General features: G+C 66.0%; 19 protein-coding genes and 3 pseudogenes. 6 read left to right on the top strand and 16 right to left on the bottom strand.

The window, feature by feature from the left end:
- The first annotated feature begins 21 nt into the window (after nucleotides 1–21).
- Entirely contained in the window at nucleotides 22–1071 is a 1050-nt protein-coding gene (gene mltB / locus AC3A6B_RS16345; protein WP_487837725.1) for a lytic murein transglycosylase B, read from the top strand.
- Between the two features lie 2 nt (nucleotides 1072–1073).
- On the top strand, nucleotides 1074–1691 hold the full coding sequence (locus tag AC3A6B_RS16340; protein ID WP_487837724.1) for an HD domain-containing protein: 618 nt from the start codon (nucleotides 1074–1076) through the stop codon (nucleotides 1689–1691).
- Here AC3A6B_RS16340 and AC3A6B_RS16335 read toward each other — a convergent pair whose 3' ends face one another.
- The 8 genes from AC3A6B_RS16335 to glpD all read right to left on the bottom strand — a co-directional run bounded on the left by AC3A6B_RS16335 (nucleotide 1692) and on the right by glpD (nucleotide 10113).
- The gene (locus AC3A6B_RS16335; protein ID WP_487837723.1) at nucleotides 1692–2246 is read right to left on the bottom strand and encodes a histidine phosphatase family protein; all 555 of its coding nucleotides are present in this window, start codon (nucleotides 2244–2246) and stop codon (nucleotides 1692–1694) included.
- A gap of 91 nt (nucleotides 2247–2337) precedes the next feature.
- Nucleotides 2338–4068 carry an ABC transporter substrate-binding protein gene (locus AC3A6B_RS16330; RefSeq protein WP_487837722.1) on the bottom strand — a complete coding sequence of 577 codons (1731 nt, stop codon included), beginning with the start codon at nucleotides 4066–4068 and terminating at the stop codon, nucleotides 2338–2340.
- Nucleotides 4069–4295: 227 nt separating this feature from the next.
- A complete protein-coding gene (locus AC3A6B_RS16325) occupies nucleotides 4296–4604 on the bottom strand; it encodes a DUF2160 domain-containing protein (RefSeq protein ID WP_214695515.1) in 309 nt (102 codons plus the stop codon).
- Nucleotides 4605–4616: 12 nt separating this feature from the next.
- On the bottom strand, nucleotides 4617–5429 hold the full coding sequence (locus AC3A6B_RS16320) for a carbohydrate ABC transporter permease (RefSeq protein WP_487837721.1): 813 nt from the start codon (nucleotides 5427–5429) through the stop codon (nucleotides 4617–4619).
- Complete coding sequence (locus tag AC3A6B_RS16315; protein ID WP_487837720.1) at nucleotides 5426–6316, bottom strand: carbohydrate ABC transporter permease; 891 nt, start codon at nucleotides 6314–6316, stop codon at nucleotides 5426–5428. Before AC3A6B_RS16315 ends, AC3A6B_RS16320 begins: the two co-directional genes overlap by 4 nt.
- Nucleotides 6313–7383, bottom strand: a complete 1071-nt coding sequence (locus AC3A6B_RS16310) for an ABC transporter ATP-binding protein (RefSeq protein WP_487837719.1) — start codon at nucleotides 7381–7383, stop codon at nucleotides 6313–6315. The genes AC3A6B_RS16315 and AC3A6B_RS16310 overlap by 4 nt, the downstream gene beginning before the upstream one ends.
- Before the next feature lies 1 nt (nucleotide 7384).
- Nucleotides 7385–8461: an ABC transporter ATP-binding protein gene (locus AC3A6B_RS16305; RefSeq protein WP_487837718.1), complete on the bottom strand. Its 1077-nt coding sequence runs from the start codon at nucleotides 8459–8461 to the stop codon at nucleotides 7385–7387.
- Nucleotides 8452–10113 carry a glycerol-3-phosphate dehydrogenase gene (gene glpD, locus AC3A6B_RS16300; RefSeq protein WP_487837717.1) on the bottom strand — a complete coding sequence of 554 codons (1662 nt, stop codon included), beginning with the start codon at nucleotides 10111–10113 and terminating at the stop codon, nucleotides 8452–8454. Before glpD ends, AC3A6B_RS16305 begins: the two co-directional genes overlap by 10 nt.
- 100 nt (nucleotides 10114–10213) lie before the next feature.
- On the opposite strand from glpD, the gene AC3A6B_RS16295 reads away from it, so the two are divergent.
- The 3 genes from AC3A6B_RS16295 to AC3A6B_RS16285 are packed head-to-tail and all read left to right on the top strand — an operon-like array spanning nucleotide 10214 to nucleotide 13038.
- A complete protein-coding gene (locus AC3A6B_RS16295) occupies nucleotides 10214–10987 on the top strand; it encodes a DeoR/GlpR family DNA-binding transcription regulator (RefSeq protein WP_487837716.1) in 774 nt (257 codons plus the stop codon).
- Between the two features lies 1 nt (nucleotide 10988).
- Nucleotides 10989–12482, top strand: coding sequence for a glycerol kinase GlpK (glpK, locus tag AC3A6B_RS16290; protein WP_487837715.1), 1494 nt, complete (start codon nucleotides 10989–10991; stop codon nucleotides 12480–12482).
- 4 nt (nucleotides 12483–12486) lie between these two features.
- The gene (locus AC3A6B_RS16285; RefSeq protein ID WP_487837714.1) at nucleotides 12487–13038 is read left to right on the top strand and encodes a cytochrome b; all 552 of its coding nucleotides are present in this window, start codon (nucleotides 12487–12489) and stop codon (nucleotides 13036–13038) included.
- On the opposite strand, the gene AC3A6B_RS16280 is transcribed toward AC3A6B_RS16285, so the two are convergent.
- Both AC3A6B_RS16280 and AC3A6B_RS16275 read right to left on the bottom strand, forming a co-directional pair.
- A complete protein-coding gene (locus AC3A6B_RS16280; RefSeq protein ID WP_487837713.1) occupies nucleotides 13035–13643 on the bottom strand; it encodes an ABC-type transport auxiliary lipoprotein family protein in 609 nt (202 codons plus the stop codon). The genes AC3A6B_RS16285 and AC3A6B_RS16280 overlap by 4 nt on opposite strands.
- The gene (locus tag AC3A6B_RS16275) at nucleotides 13640–14467 is read right to left on the bottom strand and encodes an MlaD family protein (protein ID WP_487837712.1); all 828 of its coding nucleotides are present in this window, start codon (nucleotides 14465–14467) and stop codon (nucleotides 13640–13642) included. The genes AC3A6B_RS16280 and AC3A6B_RS16275 overlap by 4 nt, the downstream gene beginning before the upstream one ends.
- 220 nt (nucleotides 14468–14687) lie before the next feature.
- Between AC3A6B_RS16275 and pyrF the strand changes: the two are divergent.
- Nucleotides 14688–15488 (top strand): annotated as a pseudogene (pyrF, locus tag AC3A6B_RS16270) (orotidine-5'-phosphate decarboxylase).
- A 79-nt stretch (nucleotides 15489–15567) separates the two neighbouring features.
- Here the strand turns inward: pyrF and AC3A6B_RS16265 are convergent.
- The 6 genes and pseudogenes from AC3A6B_RS16265 to AC3A6B_RS16240 all read right to left on the bottom strand — a co-directional run.
- Nucleotides 15568–15756: pseudogene (locus AC3A6B_RS16265) on the bottom strand (hypothetical protein); the annotation flags it as partial.
- Between the two features lie 338 nt (nucleotides 15757–16094).
- Nucleotides 16095–16418 carry a hypothetical protein gene (locus AC3A6B_RS16260; protein ID WP_487837711.1) on the bottom strand — a complete coding sequence of 108 codons (324 nt, stop codon included), beginning with the start codon at nucleotides 16416–16418 and terminating at the stop codon, nucleotides 16095–16097.
- A gap of 217 nt (nucleotides 16419–16635) precedes the next feature.
- On the bottom strand, nucleotides 16636–17130 hold the full coding sequence (locus tag AC3A6B_RS16255) for a hypothetical protein (RefSeq protein ID WP_487837710.1): 495 nt from the start codon (nucleotides 17128–17130) through the stop codon (nucleotides 16636–16638).
- Between the two features lie 38 nt (nucleotides 17131–17168).
- Nucleotides 17169–18125, bottom strand: coding sequence for an alpha-E domain-containing protein (locus AC3A6B_RS16250; RefSeq protein WP_487837709.1), 957 nt, complete (start codon nucleotides 18123–18125; stop codon nucleotides 17169–17171).
- A gap of 18 nt (nucleotides 18126–18143) precedes the next feature.
- Nucleotides 18144–19652 carry a circularly permuted type 2 ATP-grasp protein gene (locus tag AC3A6B_RS16245; RefSeq protein WP_487837708.1) on the bottom strand — a complete coding sequence of 503 codons (1509 nt, stop codon included), beginning with the start codon at nucleotides 19650–19652 and terminating at the stop codon, nucleotides 18144–18146.
- A gap of 187 nt (nucleotides 19653–19839) precedes the next feature.
- A pseudogene (locus AC3A6B_RS16240) lies at nucleotides 19840–22068 on the bottom strand (DNA internalization-related competence protein ComEC/Rec2); the annotation flags it as partial.
- Nucleotides 22069–22119: the final 51 nt, after the last annotated feature.

Genomic DNA, 22119 nt, shown 5'->3' with positions numbered 1-22119 from the left:
ACGGGCGGCACAATCGCGGCCATGCGCCTTCTTCTTTCGACCGCTCTTCCGCTGGCCCTCCTCCTCCTGACCGTCCCGATCCCCGCATCGGCCCAGAAAACCGTGCGCGGCGAGACGCCCTATGCCACGCGCGAGGATGCGATGCAGTTCGCCGACGACGTGGCCGAACGGCGCAACCTCGATCGCAACTGGGTGCGCGCGACCATCGGCAACGCCCGGCTGCTGCCGAACGTGCCGCGCCTGATGCTGCCCGCGCCCAGGGGCACGGCGAAGAACTGGCGCGTGTACCGCAGCCGCTTCATCGACCCGATCCGCATCGCGGCCGGCGTGCGCTTCTGGCGCGCCAATGCCGACACGCTGGCGCGCGCCGAAACCGAATACGGCGTGCCGCCGGAGATCATCGTCGGCATCGTCGGCGTCGAGACCATCTACGGCCGCGACATGGGCAGGTTCCGCGTCATCGATGCCCTGGCCACGCTGTCCTTCGATTTCCCGCAGGGCCATCCGCGCGCGGCCGAGCGCCAGGCCTTCTTCCGCGGCGAGCTCGAGAGCTTTCTCAGCACCGAAAGCCGCACCGCGGAAGACCCGATGATCCCGGTCGGCAGCTACGCGGGCGCGATGGGCATGCCGCAGTTCATGCCGAGCAGCATCGCCAAGTACGCGATCGACTTCGACGGCGACGGCCGCATCGACCTGGTCAACAACCCGGCCGACGTGATCGGCTCGGTGGCCAGCTACTTCAGGGCCTTCGGCTGGCAGCCAGGCATGCCGCCGATCTACCCGGTCGGCTTCGACGAGGCGCGGCTCAAGAAGGACGTGCTGATGGCGCCCGACATCCTGCCGAGCTTCAGCGCCGATGCCTTCGTGGCCGGCGGCGCCGTGCTCGAGGGCGAGGCGCTCACCCACAAGGGCCTGCTCGCGCTGATCGAGCTGCAGAACGGCGGCGACACGCCGAGCTACGTCGCCGGCACGCAGAACTTCTACGTCATCACGCGCTACAACTGGAGCAGCTACTACGCGATGTCGGTGATCGACCTCGGGCGCGAAGTCCGCGCCGCGATGGAGCGCTAGCCATGGATGCCGGCGCCCGGCGGGCCGCGTGGATCGATGCCTGGCGCGCGCTCGGCGTCGCTGCGCCCGACGAAGCGCTGCTGGCCGAGCTGCTGGCCCGCTACGGCGAGCCGCACCGCGCCTACCACACGCTGCAGCACCTGGACGAATGCCTCGACGCCCTGGCGCGCGAACGCAGTCACGCAGAACGGCCGGCCGAGATCGCGCTCGCACTGTGGTTCCACGACGCGGTCTACGACGTGCACCGCCACGACAATGAACAACAGAGCGCCGACTGGGCGCAGCAGGCGTTGCGCGCCGCCGGCGTCGCGGACGCGGTGGCCCGGCGCGTCCACGCGCTGGTGATGGCCACGCGCCACGATGCGCAGCCCGAGGACGGCGACGCGCAATTGCTGGTCGACATCGACCTCTCGATCCTTGGTGCGCCGGCCGCGCGCTTCGCCGAATACGAGCGGCAGATCCGCATCGAGTACGCGCACGTGCCGCCCGAAGTCTTCGAGCCGCGGCGGCGCGAAATTCTCGGCGGTTTCCTGGCGCGCGATCCGCTCTATCTCACCGCTTCCGTTCGGGCGCGCCTGGAAGCGCAGGCACGCCTCAATCTGCAACAGGCGACCGGCTGATCAGCGCAGGCTGCTGCGCGCCATGACCTTGCCTGCAGCGTCGACGACAACGGCCTCCCCCATGGCGGCGAATTCGCTGGTGAGCGCCGTGATGTTGACCTGGTGCGTGACCCAAACCTCGAAGACGCCGGCCGGAATGCGGCCCAGCCGCTCCAGCAGCGCCAGCCGGCTGCTGCCCGCGGCGTCGCCGCGGCCGAAGGTGGAGTTGAGCGGCGTCCACACCTCATAGGCGCCGAAGGCCAGCTCCGCCGTGTCCTTGCACCGGCACCACGCACTCGAGCGCACGGCACGCGGGCGCAGGCCGCGCGCCTTGAACCATTCGCCAGCGGCACGCGCCTGCGCGCGTCCTTCCTCGCTCAGGTTGCGCTGGGTGCTGCAGACATTCAACTGAAAGCCAGGCGGATCGCCGACGCCGGACGTGGTCTGCGCATGCCGCCACAGCAGCGCGCACCGGCCGGTGCGCAGCCGCTCGACGAAGGGATCCGCTTCGGACTGGGCATGGGCCCAGCCGGCGGCGAGCATGCCGAGCAAGGCGAATTCACGTCGTCTGAGCATGGCGCGAGGCTAGCAAAGCGCGGTCGACCCCAAAGCGAAAAGGGCTGCTGCGCCTTCGCACAGCAGCCCTCGAAGCCTTGCGCTCAGGCGCTCAGCGTGCCTTGCCTTCCTTCCAGGCCGTCAGCAGCTTGTTGTAGTCGATGGTTTCGCCCTTCGGCTTTTCGTTCGCGAGCTTCTTCCACGGCGCGTGCTGGTCGCTCAGGTACTTGTTGGGATCGCCCTTGGCGTTGAGCTTGGGCGCGCACTTGGCCATGCCGGCGCGCTGCAGGCGGCCCATCACGTTGTCCATCTCGTCGGCCAGGTTGTCCATGGCTTTCTGCGGCGTCTTCTCGCCCGTCACCGCCTCGGCCACGTTCTTCCACCAGAGCTGGGCCAGCTTCGGGTAGTCGGGCACGTTGGTGCCGGTCGGCGACCAGGCCACGCGCGCCGGGCTGCGGTAGAACTCGACCAGGCCGCCCAGCTTGGGCGCCATGTCGGTCATGGCCTTCGACTGGATGTCGGACTCGCGGATCGGCGTCAGGCCCACGATGGTCTTCTTGAGCGAGGTGGTCTTGGAGGTGATGAACTGCGCGTAGAGCCAGGCGGCGGCCGTGCGGTTCTCGTCGTGCGCGGCGAAGAAGGTCCACGAGCCCACGTCCTGGTAGCCGTTCTGCATGCCCTGCTTCCAGTACGGGCCGTTCGGGCCGGGCGCCATGCGCCACTTGGGCGTGCCGTCGGCGTTGACCACCGGCAGGCCGGCCTTGGTCATGTCGGCAGTGAAGGCCGTGTACCAGAAGATCTGCTGCGCGATCTGGCCCTGCGCGGGCACCGGGCCGGCTTCGCCGAAGGTCATGCCGGTGGCTTCCTTGGGCGCGTACTTCTTCATCCAGTCGATGTACTTGGTGAGCGCATAGACGGCCGCGGGCGAGTTGGTCGCACCGCCGCGCGACACGCTGGCGCCGACCGGCGTGCACTTGTCGTCGCCCACGCGGATGCCCCACTCGTCGATCGGCACGCCGTTGGGCGCTCCGATGTCGGCGGTGCCGGCCATCGAGAGCCAGGCATCGGTGAAGCGCCAGCCGAGCGACGGGTCTTTCTTGCCGTAGTCCATGTGGCCGTAGATCGGCTTGCCGTCGATGGTCTTCACGTCGACGCTGAAGAACTCGGCGATGTCCTCGTAGGCGCTCCAGTTGAGCGGCACGCCCAGGTCGTAGCCGTACTTGGCCTTGAACTTCTCCTTCAGGTCGGGACGCGCGAACAGGTCGGCGCGGAACCAGTAGAGGTTGGCGAACTGCTGGTCGGGCAACTGGTAGAGCTTGCCGTCCGGACCGGTGGTGAACTTGGTGCCGATGAAGTCCTTCAGGTCCAGGCCCGGGTTGGTGTACTCCTTGCCCTTGCCTGCCATGTAGTCGGTCAGGTTCATGATCTTGCCGTAGCGGTAGTGGGTACCGATCAGGTCGGAATCGGAGATCCATCCGTCGTAGATCGACTTGCCCGACTGCATCGAGGTCTGCAGCTTCTCGACCACGTCGCCTTCCTGGATCAGGTCGTGCTTGACCTTGATGCCGGTGATCTCCTCGAAGGCCTTGGCCAGCGTCTTCGATTCGTACTCGTGCGTGGTGATGGTTTCCGACACCACCGAGATTTCCCTGACCCCCTTGCCCTGCAGCTTCTTGGCGGCGTCGATGAACCATTTCATCTCCGCGGTCTGCTGTTCCTTGCTCAGGGTCGACGGCTGGAATTCGCTGTCGATCCATTTCTTGGCCTCCGGCTCCCCGGCCCAGGCGCTCTGCAAGGCGAGTGTCGCCGCTGCCAGTGCCAACGCTGTATAGCGAATCTTCATGGATGTCTCCTCATGGTGCTTCCCGGTGTTGTGCAGATCCCGGCCCCGGGAAAGCGAAGAGCCGGACAGCGAAAAAATCATCTCAGTTGCGCGACCCGCGACGCATGAAGCCGCACACGTCAATCGGGGAACACCGCGGAACCGGCTTTGCCGGGCCGCTGGTGTTGCCCCCCGGTGAGGGGGTTTGCGGACCACACGAAGTGGGGGAGCCTGGGGAGAGCTTCATTTCAACCCTTGCGCATGATCAGTGCCAGGGCCAGCATCGACAGCACGAAACTGATCCAGATCGACGGTTCCACCTCCAGGCCGAACCACTCCTGGAACTGGCCGGCCAAGCCGATGAAGGCCAGGTTGATGTAGGCGGCGATGAGCAGCCCGATGAAGAGCCGGTCGCCGCGCGTGGTTTCCATCGGCAGCCAGCCGCGGCGCAAGGTCGTCGGCGACTTGAACTCCCACACGGTCATGCCGACCAGCATCAGCGCGATGCAGCTGAAGAAAACGGCCACCGGGGTGGTCCAGACCATCCACTCGAACATTTTTCGGTCTCCTCAAACGCGTCCCATCGCGAAACCCTTCGCGATGTAGTGACGCACGAACCAGATCACGATCGCGCCCGGCACGATGGTCAGCACGCCGGCCGCTGCCAGCGTGGCCCAGTCCATCCCCGACGCGCTCACGGTGCGTGTCATCGTGGCCACGATCGGCTTGGCGTTCACGCTGGTCAGCGTGCGCGCCAGCAGCAGCTCGACCCAGCTGAACATGAAGCAGAAGAAGGCCGCGACGCCGACGCCGGCCTTGATCAGCGGCAGGAAGATGGTGAGGAAGAAGCGCGGAAAGGAATAGCCGTCGATGTAGGCAGTCTCGTCGATCTCGCGCGGAATGCCGCTCATGAAGCCTTCCAGGATCCACACCGCCAGCGGCACGTTGAAGAGCAGGTGCGCGAGCGCCACGCCCAGGTGCGTGTCCATCAGCCCGACCGTGGTGTAGAGCTGGAAGAAGGGCAGCAGGAACACGGCCGGCGGCGTCATGCGGTTGGTCAGCAGCCAGAAGAACACGTGCTTGTCGCCGAGGAAGGAATAGCGCGAGAAGGCATAGGCCGCCGGCAGCGCGACGGTGAGCGAGATCGCCGTGTTGATGCCGACGTAGATCAGGCTGTTGATGTAGCCCGAGTACCAGGATTCGTCGGTGAAGATGCGCGCGTAGTTGGCCCAGGTGAACTGCTGCGGAAAGAAGGAGAAGCTCGAAAGAATCTCCTCGTTGGTCTTGAAGCTCATGTTGACCATCCAGTAGATGGGCAGGAGCGCGAACAGGATGTAGAGCAGCAGGAAGAAGCTGCGCTTGCGGAAGCGGCGTTCGTTCATTGTGGTTCCTCCACCTCTTGCGTGCCGACCCGCTGCATCCAGTTGTAGAGCACGAAGCACAGGAGCAGGATGATCAGGAAATAGATCAGCGAGAAGGCCGCTGCCGGACCGAGGTCGAACTGGCCCACGGCCTTCTGCGTGAGGTACTGGCTCAGGAAGGTGGTCGCATTGCCCGGGCCGCCGCCTGTCAGCACGAAGGGTTCGGTGTAGATCATGAAGCTGTCCATGAAGCGCAGCAGCACTGCGATCACCAGCACGCCGCGCATCTTGGGCAGCTGTATGTAGCGGAACACCGCGAACTTGCTGGCGCCGTCGATGCGCGCGGCCTGGTAGTAGGCATCGGGAATCGAGCGCAGCCCGGCGTAGCACAGCAGCGCGACCAGCGGCGTCCAATGCCAAACGTCCATCACCAGCACCGTGAGCCAGGCATCGCGCGCGTTGCCGGTGTAGCTGTAGTCGATGCCCAGCTTCTGCAGCGCCCAGCCGAAGAGGCCGATGTCGGCGCGCCCGAAGATCTGCCAGATGGTGCCGACCACGTTCCACGGAATCAAGAGCGAGAGCGCGACGATCACCAGCACGGCCGATGACTTCCAGCCGGTCGAGGGCATCGACAGCGCGAGGCAGATGCCCAGCGGGATCTCGACGACGAGCACGGCGAGCGAGAAGCCGAGCTGGCGCCACAGCGCTGCATGCAACTCGTCGTCGCGCATCACCGCGGCGAACCATTCGGTGCCGACGAACACGCGCCGCTCAGGCGAGATGATGTCCTGCACCGAGTAATTGACCACCGTCATCAGCGGCACGATGGCCGAGAAGGCCACGCACAGCAGCACCGGCAGCACCAGCCACCAGGCCTTCTGGTTGATGGGTTTGACCGTTCCGTTCATGCAACCAGCTCCTCATCGCGGTAATAGCAGGTGTGCTTGTCCACCACCCTGAGCCAGACCGGCTCGCCCACCGCCGGCACGTGCGCATCCGAATGCAGGCGCGCCTTGAGCAGGTTGTCGCCGACCTGGGCGCTCAGCATCTGGTGGGTGCCGACGTCCTGCAGCTGCGTGACCGTGGCCCTCAATGCGCCGGGCGATTGGAGCTCCGCAAGCGCAAGGTATTCGGGCCGGATGCCGAGCTTGAGCGCGCCCTCGGGTAGCGCCCGCGGCAGCGTGAGCCGGTTCCCTGCGATCTCCAGCACGCCGCCCGCGCACTGCGCCGGCAGGAAGTTCATGCCCGGCGAACCGATGAAGTGGCCGACGAAGGTGTGGGCCGGCCGCTCGAACAGCGCTTCGGCGCTGCCGACCTGCACCGCCTTGCCGCGAGTCATCACGACCACCTCTTCGGCGAAGGTCAGCGCCTCGACCTGGTCGTGCGTGACATAGATCAGCGTGAGCTTGAGCTCGCGGTGGATCTGCTTGAGCTTGCGCCGCAGCTGCCACTTGAGGTGCGGATCGATCACGGTCAGCGGCTCGTCGAAGAGCACGGCCGACACGTCGCTGCGCACCAGCCCGCGGCCGAGCGAGATCTTCTGCTTGGCATCGGCCGCGAGGTTGGCGGCGCGCTGGTTGAGCTGGCCGCTCATGTCGAGCATCTCGGCGATCTCGCCCACCCGCCTCTTGATCTGCTCGGCCGGCAGCTGCCGGTTGCGCAGCGGGAAGGCGAGGTTCTCGGCCACGGTCATGGTGTCGTAGATCACCGGGAACTGGAACACCTGCGCGATGTTGCGCTGCTGCGGCGTCTCCAGCGTCACGTCGCGGCCGTTGAAGCGCACGCTGCCCTGCGAAGGCACGAGCAGGCCCGAGATGATGTTGAGCATGGTGGTCTTGCCGCAGCCCGAGGGCCCGAGCAAGGCGTAGGCGCCGCCGTCGCGGAAGCTCATCTTGAGCGGCAGCAGCGCATAGTCGCTGTCCTCCCGCGGGTTGGCGCGGTAGGCATGGGCGAGGTCGAGGTCGATGCGGGCCATGTCAGGCTTCCTTCCTGCGCCAGGCCGGCGCCACGGCGAGCCGCTCGCCGGCGTCGAATACGTAGGCTTGCGAGGCCGCGAAGTACAGGGTGATGGCCGTGCCGAGCTCAAAGCGGTGCACGCCGGTGAGCTGCGCCACCAGCTCGCCCACCAGCGTCTCGGCGTGCACGAAGGTGTCGGAGCCCGAGATCTCGGCCAGCTCGACCTTGCCGGGCAAGGCGATGTCGCCCTCCCCGGCGTTCACGTTCAACGCGCTCGAGCGCAGGCCGATGGTCACGGCACCTTCGACGCCGTCCGGCAGCGCCACCGGCAGCATCGGCCCGCCTTCGAGCTGAACGCCGCCGGCGACCACGCGGCCGGCCAGCAGGTTCATCGGCGGGTCGCTGAAGGCGCGCGCCACGCGCAACGACTGCGGCGCATGGAACACCTCGGCGGTGGGGCCGTACTGCAGCAGCTCGCCGGCATCCATCACCGCGGTGTAGCCGCCCAGCAGCAAGGCCTCGCCGGGCTCGGTGGTCGCGTAGATCACCGTCGAATCGCCGGTGGCGAAGAGCTGCGTGAGTTCCTCGCGCAGGCCCTCGCGCAGCTTGTAGTCGAGGTTGACCAGCGGCTCGTCGAGCAGCATCAGCGGCGCGTTCTTGGCCAGCGCGCGCGCCAGCGCCACGCGCTGCTGCTGACCGCCCGAGAGCTCGGCCGGGTAGCGGTCGAGGAACATGCCGATGTGCAGCTTGTCGGCCAGCTCGCGCACCTTGGCATCGACGTTCTTCTCCCCGCGCAGCTTGAGCGGCGAGCCGATGTTCTCCGCCACCTTGAGCGAGGGGTAGTTGATGAATTGCTGATAGACCATGGCGACGTTGCGCTCGCGCACCGGCACGCCGGTCACGTCCTTGCCGTCGACCAGCACCTTGCCTTCGGTCGGCGTGTCGAGCCCGGCCATCAGCCGCATCAGGCTGGTCTTGCCGGCCTGCGTGGCGCCCAGCAGCACCGTCACCGCGCCGTGCTTCGGCGCGATGCTCTGCGGGTAGAGCCAGGTCTGGGCGCCCACCTTCTTGGTGACGCGCTCGAGTGTCAATTGCATGAAATTGCCTCTTGCTGCCGCGACGCGTTGGCCTGCATCCAGGCGCCGACGCGCTCGCGTTGTTCGGGTGTCAAATGCAGGCCCAGCTTGGAGCGGCGCCACAGCACGTCGTCGCCGCTGCAGGCCCATTCCTCGTCCTGCAGGTAGCGCAGCTCGCGCTCGTGCAGGCCGGGCGCCACGGCGGCGCCGAGCCCGGCCATCGATTGCGCGTCGCCGATCACCTGCGAGATGCGGGCGCCATAGGCACGCGCCAGCCGGCGCGCCAGCGCGGCATCGAGCCACGGGTACTTCGAATGGACGGCCGCCACGAAGCGCTCGAAATCGTCGTCGGGCCGCGCGGCAGCGCCGATCCAGTCCGACAGGTCGCCGCCCGCGAGAAAGGCGCCCTCGGTCCACGCCGGCCGCGCCTCGCCGAGCATGCGGCCGACCTCGTCGGCCGCGTCCTCAGCGAGCTTGCGGAAGGTGGTGATCTTGCCGCCCCACACCGAGAGCAGCGGCGCCGCTGCGGTGTTCGACTCGAGCATGTAGTCGCGCGTCACCGCCGACGGGTCGCCCGAGTCGTCGTCGAGCAGCGGCCGCACGCCCGAGTAGGTCCAGGCCACGTCGGCCGGCACGACGGGCTTCTCGAAATAGCGGCTGGCCTGGGTGCAGAGGTAGTCGATCTCGTCCGCGCCGATGCGCGCCGCGCCTGGGTCGTCGCCGTTCAGCTCGATGTCTGTGGTGCCGATCAGGGTGAAGTCGTCCTGGTAGGGGATTGCGAAGATGATCCGCTTGTCGGGGTTCTGGAAGATGTAGGCGTGGTCGTGCTGGAAGAGGCGCGGCACCACGATGTGGCTGCCCTTGACGAGGCGCAGATGCCGCGTGGCGAGCGCCTCGCCCTTGGCCGCGTGGGCAACGCCGCGCAGGAAGGATTCGGCCCAGGGCCCGGCCGCGTTGACCACTGCGCGCGCACGCACGGTGCGCTGGCCGCCGTCCGCCGATTCGAGCAGCGCGGTCCAGCCGCCGGCATCGCGTTGAGCGCTCACGCAGCGCGTGCGCGTCAGCAACTCGGCGCCCTTGGCGCGCGCATCGAGCGCATTGAGCACCACCAGCCGCGCGTCGTCGACCCAGCCGTCGGAGTAGACGAAGCCGCGCTTGAATTGCGGCTTGAGCGGCTCGCCGGCCGCGTGGCTGCGCAGGTCGATGGCGCGCGAGCCCGGCAGCACCTCGCGCCTGGCTAGGTGGTCGTACATGAAGAGGCCGATGCGCACCATCCACGCCGGCCGCATCGAAGGGTCGTGCGGCATCACGAAGCGCAGCGGCCACATGATGTGCGGCGCGCTCTTGAGCAGCACTTCGCGCTCCTGCAGCGCCTTGCGCACCAGCGAGAACTCGTAGTACTCGAGGTAGCGCAGCCCGCCGTGGATCAGCTTGGTGGACGACGACGAGGTGTGCGCCGCGAGGTCGTCCTTCTCGCACAGCAGCACGCGAAAGCCGCGCCCTGCGAGATCGCGCGCGATGCCGCAGCCATTGATGCCGCCGCCGACGATGAGCACGTCGCAGTGGGTGATGGCGGCAGAGGTGGATGGGGGAATGGCGCTCACGGCAGACGGAGAGATGGACCTGTGAATTTGTTCACTTATTGCGCCTGTGGCGTTTTCGTATTCTTTCATTTTGATTCCTTATGGCGCGATTTTCCCTGGCGTTAACCCTTAAATCCATTCGTTTTTTTTCGTTCTAAAGTAGCGCGCCCCGCGCTCTCTTCCTTTTGCAGTGAACTCCAATCCCCGCCAACTCAAGCTGCTCAACACCGTCCGCGCCCGCGGCTCGATCACGGTCGAACAGCTGGCCGAGATGCTCGAAGTGACGCTGCAGACCGTGCGCCGCGACGTGCAGCGCCTGGCCGACGAAGGCCTGCTGATGCGCTTCCATGGCGGCGTGCGGGTTCCGAGCTCGACCACCGAGAACATCGGCTACCAGCAGCGCGGAACGCTCAATGCCGAAGGCAAGGCGCGCATCGCGCGCGCCGTGGCCGCGCGGGTGCCGAACGACTGCTCGCTGATACTCAACATCGGCACCACCACCGAGGCGATCGCGAAGGCGCTGCTGCAGCACACGGGGCTGCGCGTGATCACCAACAACCTCAATGTGGCGACCATCCTGAGCGACAACCCGAACTGCGAAGTGATCGTGGCGGGCGGCTCGGTGCGGCTGCGCGACCGTGCGATCGTGGGCGAGGCCACGGTGGATTTCATCCGCCAGTTCAAGGTCGACATTGCGCTGATCGGCGTTTCCAGCATCGAGGCCGACGGCACGCTGCGCGACTTCGACCTGCGCGAGGTGAAGGTGGCGCAGACCATCATTGCGCAAGCGCGCGAGGTCTGGCTCGCGGCCGACGCGAGCAAGTTCAATCGCCCTGCGATGATCGAGCTGGCGAAGCTGTCGCAGATCGATTGCCTCTTCACCGACGCCGAGCCGCCGCCGCCCTTTCCGGAGCTGCTCGAGCGCGCACAAGTGCGCTGCGAGATCGCACCCAAGGACCATTGAGATGACCTATTTACTCGCCCTCGACCAGGGCACCTCGAGCTCCCGCAGCATCGTCTTCGATCGCGAGGGCCGCATCGTCGCCATCGCCCAGCAAGAGCTCACGCAGATCTACCCGCAGCCCGGCTGGGTCGAGCACGACCCGATGGAGATCTGGAGCAGCCAGCTCGCGACCGCGCGCGACGTGCTCGCAAAAGCCAAGCTCACAGCGAGCGACATCCACGCGCTGGGCATCACCAACCAGCGCGAGACCACCGTGCTGTGGAACCGCCAGACCGGCCAACCGGTGCACCACGCCATCGTCTGGCAGGACCGGCGCGCCGAGCCGTTGTGCGCCAAGCTGCGCGAAGACGGCATGACCGACACCATCCGCGACAAGACCGGCCTCGTGATCGACGCCTACTTCTCCGGCACCAAGCTGCGCTGGCTGCTCGACAACGTGCCCGGCGCGCGCGCCGCGGCCGATCGCGGCGAGCTGGCCTTCGGCACCGTCGACAGCTGGCTGATCTGGCAATTGACCGGTGGCAAGGTGCACGTGACCGACGTGAGCAACGCCTCGCGCACCATGCTCTTCAATGTGCGCAGCAACCAGTGGGATGCCGATCTGCTGAAGGCGCTCGACATCCCCGCCTCGCTGATGCCCGACGTGAAGCCTTCCAGCGCGCACTTCGCCGACACCGATGCAGGCCTGTTCGAGCGCCGCCTGCCCATCGGCGGCGTGGCGGGCGACCAGCAGAGCGCCCTCTTCGGCCAGGCCTGCTTCGAGGCCGGCATGGCCAAGAACACTTACGGCACCGGCTGCTTCCTGCTGATGCACACCGGCGGCGCCTTCCAGCCTTCGCAGAACGGCCTGCTCGTGACCAGCGCGGCGCAGACCAGCGCGCAGCCGCAATACGCGATGGAAGGCAGCGTGTTCGTCGGCGGCGCGGTGGTGCAGTGGCTGCGCGACGGCCTGAAAGCCATCCAGGGCAGCGCCCAGGTGCAGGCGCTGGCCGAGAGCGTGCCCGATGCGGGCGGCGTGATGATGGTGCCGGCCTTTACCGGTCTCGGCGCGCCCTACTGGAATGCCGATGCGCGCGGGACCATCACCGGACTCACGCGCGGCACGACGGTGGCGCACATCGCGCGCGCGGCGTTGGAGAGCATCGCGTACCAGAGCGCAGCGCTGCTGCAAGCAATGAGCCGCGATGCGGTGGCTGCGGGCGGCACGCCGGTGGCGGAACTGCGCGTCGACGGCGGCGCGGCGGTCAACGATCTGCTGATGCAGTTCCAGGCGGACCTGCTGGGGATTCCGGTGGTGCGGCCGGAAGTCATCGAGACCACGGCTCTGGGGGCGGCCTACCTTGCGGGGCTTTCCACCGGCGTGTACCGCGACGTGGGCGAGTTGTCGAAGCAGTGGCGCGTCGAGCGCCGCTTCATGCCGACACTGAGCCGGGTGAAGGCGGAGGAGAAGATGGAGCGGTGGGAACTGGCGGTGCGGAGGGCGACGCTGGTTTGATGCCATGACCTCGATCGAGAACACCGAGGACCGCTATGGCGCTGTTGCGATCCTGCTCCACTGGTTGATGGCTTTTCTCGTCATCGGACTTTTGGTGTTGGGTATCTACATGGTCACGCTTCCCGATGCCGGCTTCAATACAAAAAAGATCACGCTGATCCTCTACCACAAGCAGCTTGGCTTGCTGGCTCTCGTCTTGCTTGCGGTGCGCTGGGGCTGGCGTTTGACGAATGTGCTCCCGCAACTGGTTGCACACCTGCCTGATTGGCAAAAAATCGCCGCCCGATTCGTCCATCTCTCCTTTTACGCACTGATGTTCGTCTTGCCGATGACGGGTTGGCTCATGTCTTCCGCCGCCGGCATCCCCGTATCGCTCTTTGGCTTGTTCACGCTGCCTGATTTCCTTCCTCGCGACGAGCAGCTGTTTCAGCGACTCATCGATGTCCACAAGTGGCTCGCTTATGTGCTCGTGCTTGTCATAGTCGTCCATGTGGGCGCGGCGCTGAGGCATCACTTCGTGTTCAAGGACGATACCTTGCGCAAGATGCTGCCCTAACGCGCTTTCTCGACCACGAACCTGGCGAGTTCCTGCAGAACCTTTACCGCGGCCTCATTGGCCGCCAAGACCCCGGCGGCGGGGTTTCTCTCCCGCAAGGGCTCACGCACCGACACTTCCTTGGCCGCAACAACCCGATTCATTGCCTCGCGACTTAGATGGAAGCGCATCGTGAGCTGCAGTATTGCCGGGTCCGAAGTGAAGTCCTGCTTGAGCTCCAGGATTTCGGTGCGAAGAGCGAAAGTGTGGCGACCAAAATGAGGAGGCGACCGGACCTCGCTGAAATAGCGCGTACTCGAAATCGTCCTGACGATCAGAGGCAGCATCATCTGCGCTGGTGTTTCCGCCCATTCATTCCGACTGAAATACGCGATCTGATGGGCCTGGGTGGCATAGGCCATTTGCGTCGTGCCATAGGCCGGATGGGTTTCGGGGACCAGAACCAACAGGGTCGCCGAGCGAGTCCGTTCGTTGGGCAGGTCGAGTGGGATGCCGCTCAGCACATATTTCTTGGCGGCAGTATCGACCGGCGATAACAGGGCACAGCCCGAGAACAGCATGGCGCACAGCGCGACCAGCGCCGCCCTCGCCATACCGCCCTTCATTTTTCTTCCCCGGGCCCAAGCGGCGGAGGCCTGGTGCCGCGAATCAGGATCGACGGGTCTCGATGGATCCTGGTCGCCACGCCGGAGAGGGAACCGGACAGAGCATCGAGATTGGACAGCGTCTTGTGAGCTTCAGGCAGGACTTGCGTCTGGAGCGCTCTCACCGTGTCATGACTCGATTCCAGCAAAGGCTCCAGGCGATGACTCGCGCGCTCGGTATTGGCAACGATCGAGTTCAGCTTCCTGGAATTTTCCGCCAGTACCTTGGTTACTTGCTGCAAGTTGTCGACCGATTGCTTCAGCGATGCGATGGTCTTCTCGTCGAATGTCGATTGCAGCAGATCAGTGACGGCTTGGACATTTTCGTTCATCTGAGTCAGCGTCCCATCGAGCGTCATTGATCTCGGCGGCGCCGTCGGTATCGTCGGATAAGGTTCGCCCGGCCGTGCTGCCAGCGGCCGCGAATCGACGCCGACGTCTTCGATGGCAATGTAGACGTAGCCGGTGAATCCTCGCGAAGCGAGTCCACGCGAGGTGATCGTGGCGACGCTGGCCGAGGTGATCGGAGCGGTCTTGTCGATACTCAACAAGATGCGCACCAAATTCGACCGGACCAGCTTGACGCTTTTCACCCTTCCCACATCGACGCCGTGGAATTCGACAGGAGCATCGGCAATGAGGCCGGAGACCGACTCCTCGGTGGAGATCTGATAGTTCACGTAATCGCGTACGGAAACGTAGTACCAGATCGCCCCAGCGAGAATCGATACAAGCAGGAACGCCAGGAACGCGAGTCGCGCCTTCGTGTTGACATCGTTTTTCATCGCGCATGCCCCCATGGCTAGCCCGAACATCGCCGGCCAAATAGGCGCTTGGGCCGGTGCCAGCCTAATCCGTCATCCCTGCAATTGCCACGCGATGCGAAGATTGCATTGTCGACCTGTTGGCGGGCGGGCCTCAACCCCTCGAACGCGGGGACATCCCCTACCTATATTCCCCACCTGTGATCCCGACCGGCGTGACCAGTGAACTGGTCCTTGGGCGATGGCCGCGTACTATCAGGGCCGCTTCGGCCGCTCGAAGCTGCGGTCGCAACTGGTCTTCCATGAGAAGGGTCGGCTTGTGGACGAGATAGATGGTTTGGACAGTCGCATCATCGTGTCGCTTGACTTCCCCACCGCCGCGTCGGCGGCAGACCTCGTGACGCAGTTGGGCCCAGCAGCTACGATTTACAAGGTGGGCCTGCAGTTGCTGACGGCGGCCGGCCCTTCGGTCGTGCGCGAGCTCGTGGACGCCGGCAAGAGGGTTTTCTTGGACCTCAAGCTGCTGGAAATTCCGAGCTCGGTAGCGGCAGCAGTTTCCGCAGCCGGAAACATCGGGGCTTCGATGGTGACCGTCCATGCCTCTGGGGGCTCAGCCGTGCTTCGGTCCGCAGTCGAGGCCGCAAGCCGGTTCCCTGAACTGTAGGTGCTCGCGCTCACCGTCATCACCAGCATGGGCGACGAGGACCTGCACGAAGTTGGCATGGTCTCCACGGTGCCAGAACAGGTGCTGCGCCTGGCGCGGCTTGCAGCCGCGGCTGGCTGCCATGGTGTCGTAGCGTCACCGTTAGAAGCCCGGCTGCTCCGCGAGACTCTCCCGCCGGGCACCCTCATCGTCACGCCCGGCATACAGCTGGCAGGCAACTCAAAAAGCGACCACGCGCGCTCCGCCACTGCAACGCAGGCCATTGATGCCGGCGCGACGCACGTGGTAGTAGGCAACCTCATATCACGCGCTTCGAATCCCGCAGGCGCTTTTGCCGCATTGCGCGCGGAGCTGGCGGTGGCGCGAGGGCAAAGTTGAAATAGCGCCGCACCTGTTGGACCTACGTGGCGAACTGCTGCATGGCGCAGATCATCTTGTGCAGCGAGTTCAAGCTGCACTACTGCCAGCTCGCCGCAATCACCGTCGCCAGACTGTTCTGGTAACTCGCAGGCAGCGTCGTCTGCCCTGCAGCCGGTGGCGCGAAGCCGGCCATGGCCTGCACCAGATCCTGCACCTGGCTGTCGAGCAGAGTCTGGCCATCGCTGGTCTTGAATTGTTCGATGCGGTAGGCACCGCCCAGATACCAGTTCGAGATCAGCATCCGATCGTTTGTGCCGATGATCGAGACCTCCAGATCGGAACCAAAGCTGATCGACGTCGATGCCGGGCTCCGCTTCAAGTGTGTCGATGGCGCTTGCACTCGAATCGTTTTCTTCGATCCGATCGCTCTCCGAGCCCCTGCCGAACAGGTAGGTATCGTTGCCCGTACCGCCGCGCAGCGTATCGCTGCCGGCGCCGCCGCGAGCGTGTCGTTGCCGCCAAAGCCTTCCAGCGTATCGACCTCTGCGCCACCCGTCACAGTTTCATTGGCGTTCACGGCGTTGCGCAACTGCTCGGTACCCCACACCGTACCGTCGGCAAACCTCACCTGCTCCACAGAGTAGTTAAGTTGGACCAGCTGGTGTCGCCTAGCCCCAAACCAAGCGTGATAGCCTGGCCGGTGCGCTGATCGATGAGCCGGTTGTGGCCACAGTGGCCTTCGCCGATGCGCACGTCCGCAGGATTCAAGTCCAGCAGCTCCAGCGTGTCGGTGCCGCCCTGATCGCTCACCCAGTCGTTGCCATCGCCCGAGCGATAGCGGTAGGTGTCGTCGCCGCCGCTGTAGTCGTAGAGATAGTCGTCGCCCCCGCGGACCTCCCTCCCTGAGGCGACCGCACCCGGCAACCGACATCCTGTGTTCGCCAGCATTTCCTGTTTGGGTCAGAACAAACTCTGCCGTTCCGCATTCAACATTGCGCTGTCGTTCGGCCGGGCTCGAAGGTCAGTGGACCACGTCCCAATGAAGGGCAGCTCTCCGCCGGCGGCTATTCCAACGTGGGCAAGAAGGCAGAAGGCAAGGACGATCGGCGAAATGTGGCGATTCATACGTCCGCTCCGAAGATTCGGTTGTGGGCGGCTACGGGCGCTATGCCGCCGAGTTCTCCACAAACTTCGCCCGCGCGTATGTGTCTCGGAGGTCGGCGAGCAAACCCTCCATATCCGCAAGGCCCGAGAGTTCCACTTGATTGCTTCCGCTGTCCAAGACGATCCGAGAGAGTTCATTGCGCTTGTTCCTATAAAGGGTCACGCTCTTGACCGCTGCGCCAGGCATCAACAGAGTCCGTGCAGTGGAGGTTTCTCGCCACACGCCGGTCGGTGTGACATCAACGGCGGTGCTCTTGAGGGTGCTCTTGGCGGGCCTCATTAGACGCCGCACCAATACCACGAAGACGCCGACGGACGCAGCAGCGAGCAAGAAGGTTGCCAATACCGCAATCTGTGCAGCCTGCAATGGCAAGAGCTTCCAGAAGCCATAAGGTGCAACGAAACACGCAACCAGCGCGGCGCCCCAAAACCTTCCAGTGTGAGAAAAGGGACGGGTGAGATACGCGATTCGGTCGTCCGAAAGCTGGTGTTTCACGTTTGCGCCGCAGCCGCCGCCTTGCAGTCGGAAACTGCTCAGTGCCCAGGCACCAAAAAGTCCTGACTGATCCGCCACCCCAACTCATTCACCCGATCGAGAAACTGCGTGAGGTAGGCATGCAGTCCGGTCGCCAGAATCTCATCGACCCGCGCGTACTGCAGATCGGCCAGCAGCTTCCCCGCACGCCGCTGCGTCTCCGCGCTCTGGTCGTTCTGCACCTTCGCAAGATTGCTCACCACTTCGACCAGGCTCGCATGCAGCGAACGCGGCATGTCGGCGCGCAAGATGAGCAGCTCGGCCACGCGCTCGGGCTTGATCACGTCGCGGTACACCTTGCGGTAGACCTCGAAGGCCGAGACGCTGCGCAGGATCGCGCTCCAGTGATAGAAGTCGTACTCCTGGTCTTCCTCGGTGGCGGTGCCGAAGAACTCGCTGTTGAGCGCATGGAACTTCACGTCGACCAGGCGCGCCGTGTTGTCCGCGCGCTCCAGGAAGGTGCCGAGCCGCGAGAAGTGGAAGGCCTCGTCCTGCAGCATGGTGCCCAGGGTCACGCCGCGCGAGAGGTGCGAGCGGAACTTGACCCATTCGAAGAACTGGCCCGGGTCGCGCTCGAATTCGCCGGCGCGCAGCATGCGGTTGACCTCGAGCCAGGTCGTGTTCTGCGTCTCCCAGGCTTCGGTGGTGAGCGCGCCGCGCACGGCACGCGCGTTCTCGCGCGCGGCTCGGAGGCACGAGACGATCGACGAGGGATTGGACTCGTCCTTGACCATGAACTCCATCACCTTGTCCGGCACGATCTGCTCGTGCTTCTCGTTGAACAAGGGCAGCAGTTCGCTGATGGAGAGCAGGCCCTGCCAGCCGTACTTGGCGACCTCGGCCGATTGCGGCAAGAGCGATGTCTGGTAGTTGACGTCCAACATGCGCGCGGTGTTTTCGGCCCGTTCGGTGTAGCGCGACATCCAGTAGAGGTGATCGGCGGTGCGTGACAACATGCTGTGGTGCTCCCCTGATCAGCCAACTTGGTTTTGGGTTTGCGATTGCGACTGCGATTCCGCCCGCGGCTTGGCGCGCCGGTCCCCTTCGAGGATCCAGGTGTCCTTGGTGCCGCCGCCCTGCGACGAGTTGACGACCAGCGAGCCCTCCTTGAGCGCCACGCGCGTGAGGCCGCCGGGCACCATCTGCACTTCCTTGCCCGAGAGCACGAAGGGGCGCAGGTCGATGTGGCGCGGCGCGATGCCGGCCTCCACGAAGGTGGGCGAGGTCGACAGGCTCAGGGTCGGCTGCGCGATGTAGCCGTCGGGCTTGGCGAGCACGGCCTTCTTGAAATCCTCGATCTCGGCATGCGTGGCCGCCGGGCCGATCAGCATGCCGTAGCCGCCGGCGCCGTGCACCTCCTTGACCACCAGGTCCTTCATGTTGGCCAGCGTGTAGTCGAGATCGTCCTTGTTGCGGCACATGTAGGTGGGCACGTTCTTGAGGATCGGCTTCTCGCCGAGGTAGAACTCGATCATCTTCGGCACGTAGGGGTAGATCGACTTGTCGTCCGCCACGCCGGTGCCGACGGCATTGCAGATCACCACGTTGCCCTCGCGGTAAGCGCGCATGAGGCCGGCGCAGCCGAGCGTCGACGTGGGGCGGAACACCTCGGGGTCGAGGAAATCGTCGTCGACGCGGCGGTAGATCACGTCCACGCGGCGCGGGCCGCGCGTGGTGCGCATGTAGACGAAGTCGTCCTTGACGAACAGGTCCTGCCCTTCGACCAGCTCCACGCCCATCTGCTGGGCGAGGAAGGCGTGCTCGAAGTAGGCGCTGTTGTACATGCCGGGCGTGAGCACTACCACGGTAGGCTCGGCGGTCGCAGGCGGCGCGGAAGCGCGCAGGGTTTCGAGCAGCAGGTCGGGATAGTGCGCCACCGGCGCCACGCGGTTCTGGCTGAACAGCTCGGGAAAGAGCCGCATCATCATCTTGCGGTTCTCCAGCATGTAGCTCACGCCGCTGGGCACCCGCAGGTTGTCTTCGAGCACGTAATACTCGCCGTTGCCGGCCGCATCCGGCGCGCGGACGATGTCGATGCCGGAGATGTGCGAGTAGATGTCGTTGGGCACCTTCACGCCCACCATCTCGGGGCGGTACTGCGCGTTGTTGAAGATCTGCTCGGACGGAATCACGCCGGCCTTGACGATCTCCTGCCCGTGGTAGACGTCGTGGATGAAGCGGTTGAGCGCGGTCACGCGCTGCACCAGCCCCTTCTCCATGCTTTCCCACTCGTGCGCGGGAATGATGCGCGGCAGCAGGTCGAAGGGAATCAGGCGCTCGGTGCCCGACCCGTCCTCGTCCTTCGCGCCGTACACGGCGAAGGTGATGCCGACCCGGCGGAAGATCATTTCCGCCTCCTCGCGCCGCGATCGCATCACCTCGCCGGGCTGCTTCGCGAGCCATTGGTCGTAGCGCTTGTAATGGTTTCGGACCGCTGCGCCGGTGTAGGGCAGCTGCTCGTACATCTCGTCGAATTTGTGCATGGAACGACCAATCTCCTTGGCCGTAGCTTAGCAAGTTCAGGGCCAGTGCCTCTACGGGACAACGTGGTGCCAGTAGCGTTCGCAGTCCGGCGCTGGCACTGCAGTTCGGCCGGCTGCCCGTGGCGGCACCGCAGTGCGCGGAGTCCACGATTGCGATCTCGCGCCCGCGATAATGCGCGGCCACTTCCTCGGCCGGATGCCCGAATCGGTTGCGGTACCCGGCCTGGACCAGCGCGATGCGCGGCTGCACCGCATCGAGCAGCGCAGCGCTCGATGAAGTCTTGCTGCTGTGGTGCGGCACGAGCAGAAGATCGGCACGCAGCCCTGGCGTGCGCGCCACCAGGGCCGCTTCCTGCAGCCGCTCGATGTCGCCGGCCAGGAGCGCCGCGGCACGGCCGTTGCCGATGCGCAGCACGCAGGAGACGGCGTTGGGCTTGGTGAAGCCGGCGTAGTCGGCCTCGACCGGATGCAGGATCTCGAAGTCCACGCCGTCCCACGTCCAGCGCTGGCCAGCCACGCAACGTCGGGCAGCACGCAGCTTCTGCAACGGATGCGCCGCCTCGATCGAGCTCAGCAGCTCGGCCTGCGGCTGCATCGCGAGCACCGCGGGCGCGCCGCCCGTGTGGTCGCTGTCGCGGTGGCTCAGTAACACGGTCGCCAGCTTTTCCTCGAAGGCGCGCAGGAGCGGCACCAGCACGCGGTGGCCGGCATCGCTTTCGACGCTGTAGCGCGGGTCGGCGTCGTAGAGCAGGCTGAGGGTGGCGGTGCGCACCAGCACCGCATTGCCTTGCCCGACGTCGGCGGCGAGCAGTTCGAACTCGCCCGGCGCCGGCCGCGGCGCCTGCCACAGCAGCGCCGGCAGCACGAGCGGCAGCACGAGCGCGCGCAGCGACCACGGCAGGCGCATCGCAAGCAGCACGCCGCCGGCAACGCCCGCCACGGCTGCCCACAGCGCAGGCGCGGGCGCCGAGAAAGTCGCCAGCGGCCACTGCGCCAGCCATTGCAGCAGCAGCGCGAGCGCCTGCACCGCCCACGCGGCCAGGTCCCACAGCGGCGGCAACAGCACGCCGAGCATCGCCAGCGGCGTGATGACCAGCGTCACCCACGGGATCGCGACCGCATTCGCCACCAGCCCGACGGCCGATACCTGCTGGAATAGCAGCAGGCCGAGCGGCGCCAGGGCCAGCGTCACCGTCCATTGCTCGCGCCACATCCGCGCGAGCCGCGCCTTCACGCCCATGACCCCGGCCTCGGGCCCCGCGGCGCCGGTGGCGAACAACACGCCGACCGCGACGAAGCTGAGCCAGAAGCCAGGCTGCATCAGCGCCCACGGATCGAGGGCCACGACCAGCGCGCAGGTGCAGAGCCAAACGAAGGGCCAGGGCCAGCGCCGCCTCGCGAGGCGCAGCAGCGCGACCGCGGCCAGCATCCACACGGTGCGCTGCGAAGGCAGACCCCAGCCGCTGAAAAGCGCATAGAGCGTGGCGAGCAGCACGCCGCCCGCCAGCGCCGCATGCGGCGCCGGCCACCACAGCATCAGCCGGCCGCTGCGGCGCCAGAGCGCGCCGACCAGCCAGGCGGCGAGCCAAGCGAACATCGTGATATGGAGCCCCGAGATCGACATCAGGTGCGCGACGCCGGTGGCGCGGAAGATGTCCCAGTCGGCGCGGTCGATGGCGTTCTGGTCGCCCGTGACCAGCGCCGCGATCACGCCGGCCAGCCGTCGGTCGGCCACCCGCTCCAGGATCGCATCGCGCACCGATTCGCGCGCCCGCTCGACGGGGTGGCGCCAGCTCTGGCCGATGCGCTCGGCGTTTGTTGGACCGGTGCGCACATAGCCACTGGCCTGCACGCCCTGCTCCCACAGGCGCAGCTCGTGGTCGAAGCCGTGCGGATTGAGATTGCCGTGCGGCGCCTTGAGACGAACCACCATGCGCCAGCGCTCGCCCGCATGCACCGGGCCGGGCGCGGCGGCGCTCTCGGCGCGCAGCGCATCGTCGGCCGCGCGGCCCCAGAGGCTGGTGTTGTCGTCATACCAGCCGAGCGCGATGCGCCGCGGCACGCGCGGCATGCCATGGTCGTTGCCGCCGGCTCAGCGCGCCGACTCGACATCGAAGAGAAAGCGCACGGCCCCATCGCCGCGCTGTGGCATCTGCGAGACGATGCCCACCACCTGCAGGTCGCGTCCCTCGAGCGCGGGCGCCAGCGCATCGCCCGCATAGACGGCCGCGCGCCAGCCCGCGAGACCGGCGCCGACCATCGCGCCGAGCAGCAGCATGGCCAGGGCCGAGCGCCGCCATCGGCGCAACGACAGCCACACGGCCGCCGCGACAAGCAGCAGTCCGCTATAGACAGCCCGGTCCCACAGCGCCGCCTGCTGCAACTGCAGCGCAGCGCCCAGCACCAAGCCGGCCATGGCGGCAAAGAAAGCCAGGCCGCGTGGCTCCGCGCCCGGCCTCATGCAACG

It is taken from the genome of Variovorax sp. Soil_C_33, assembly GCF_057656935.1.
Note: the sequence above shows the minus strand (reverse complement) of the source record. Positions and strands in the feature narration are given on the sequence as shown.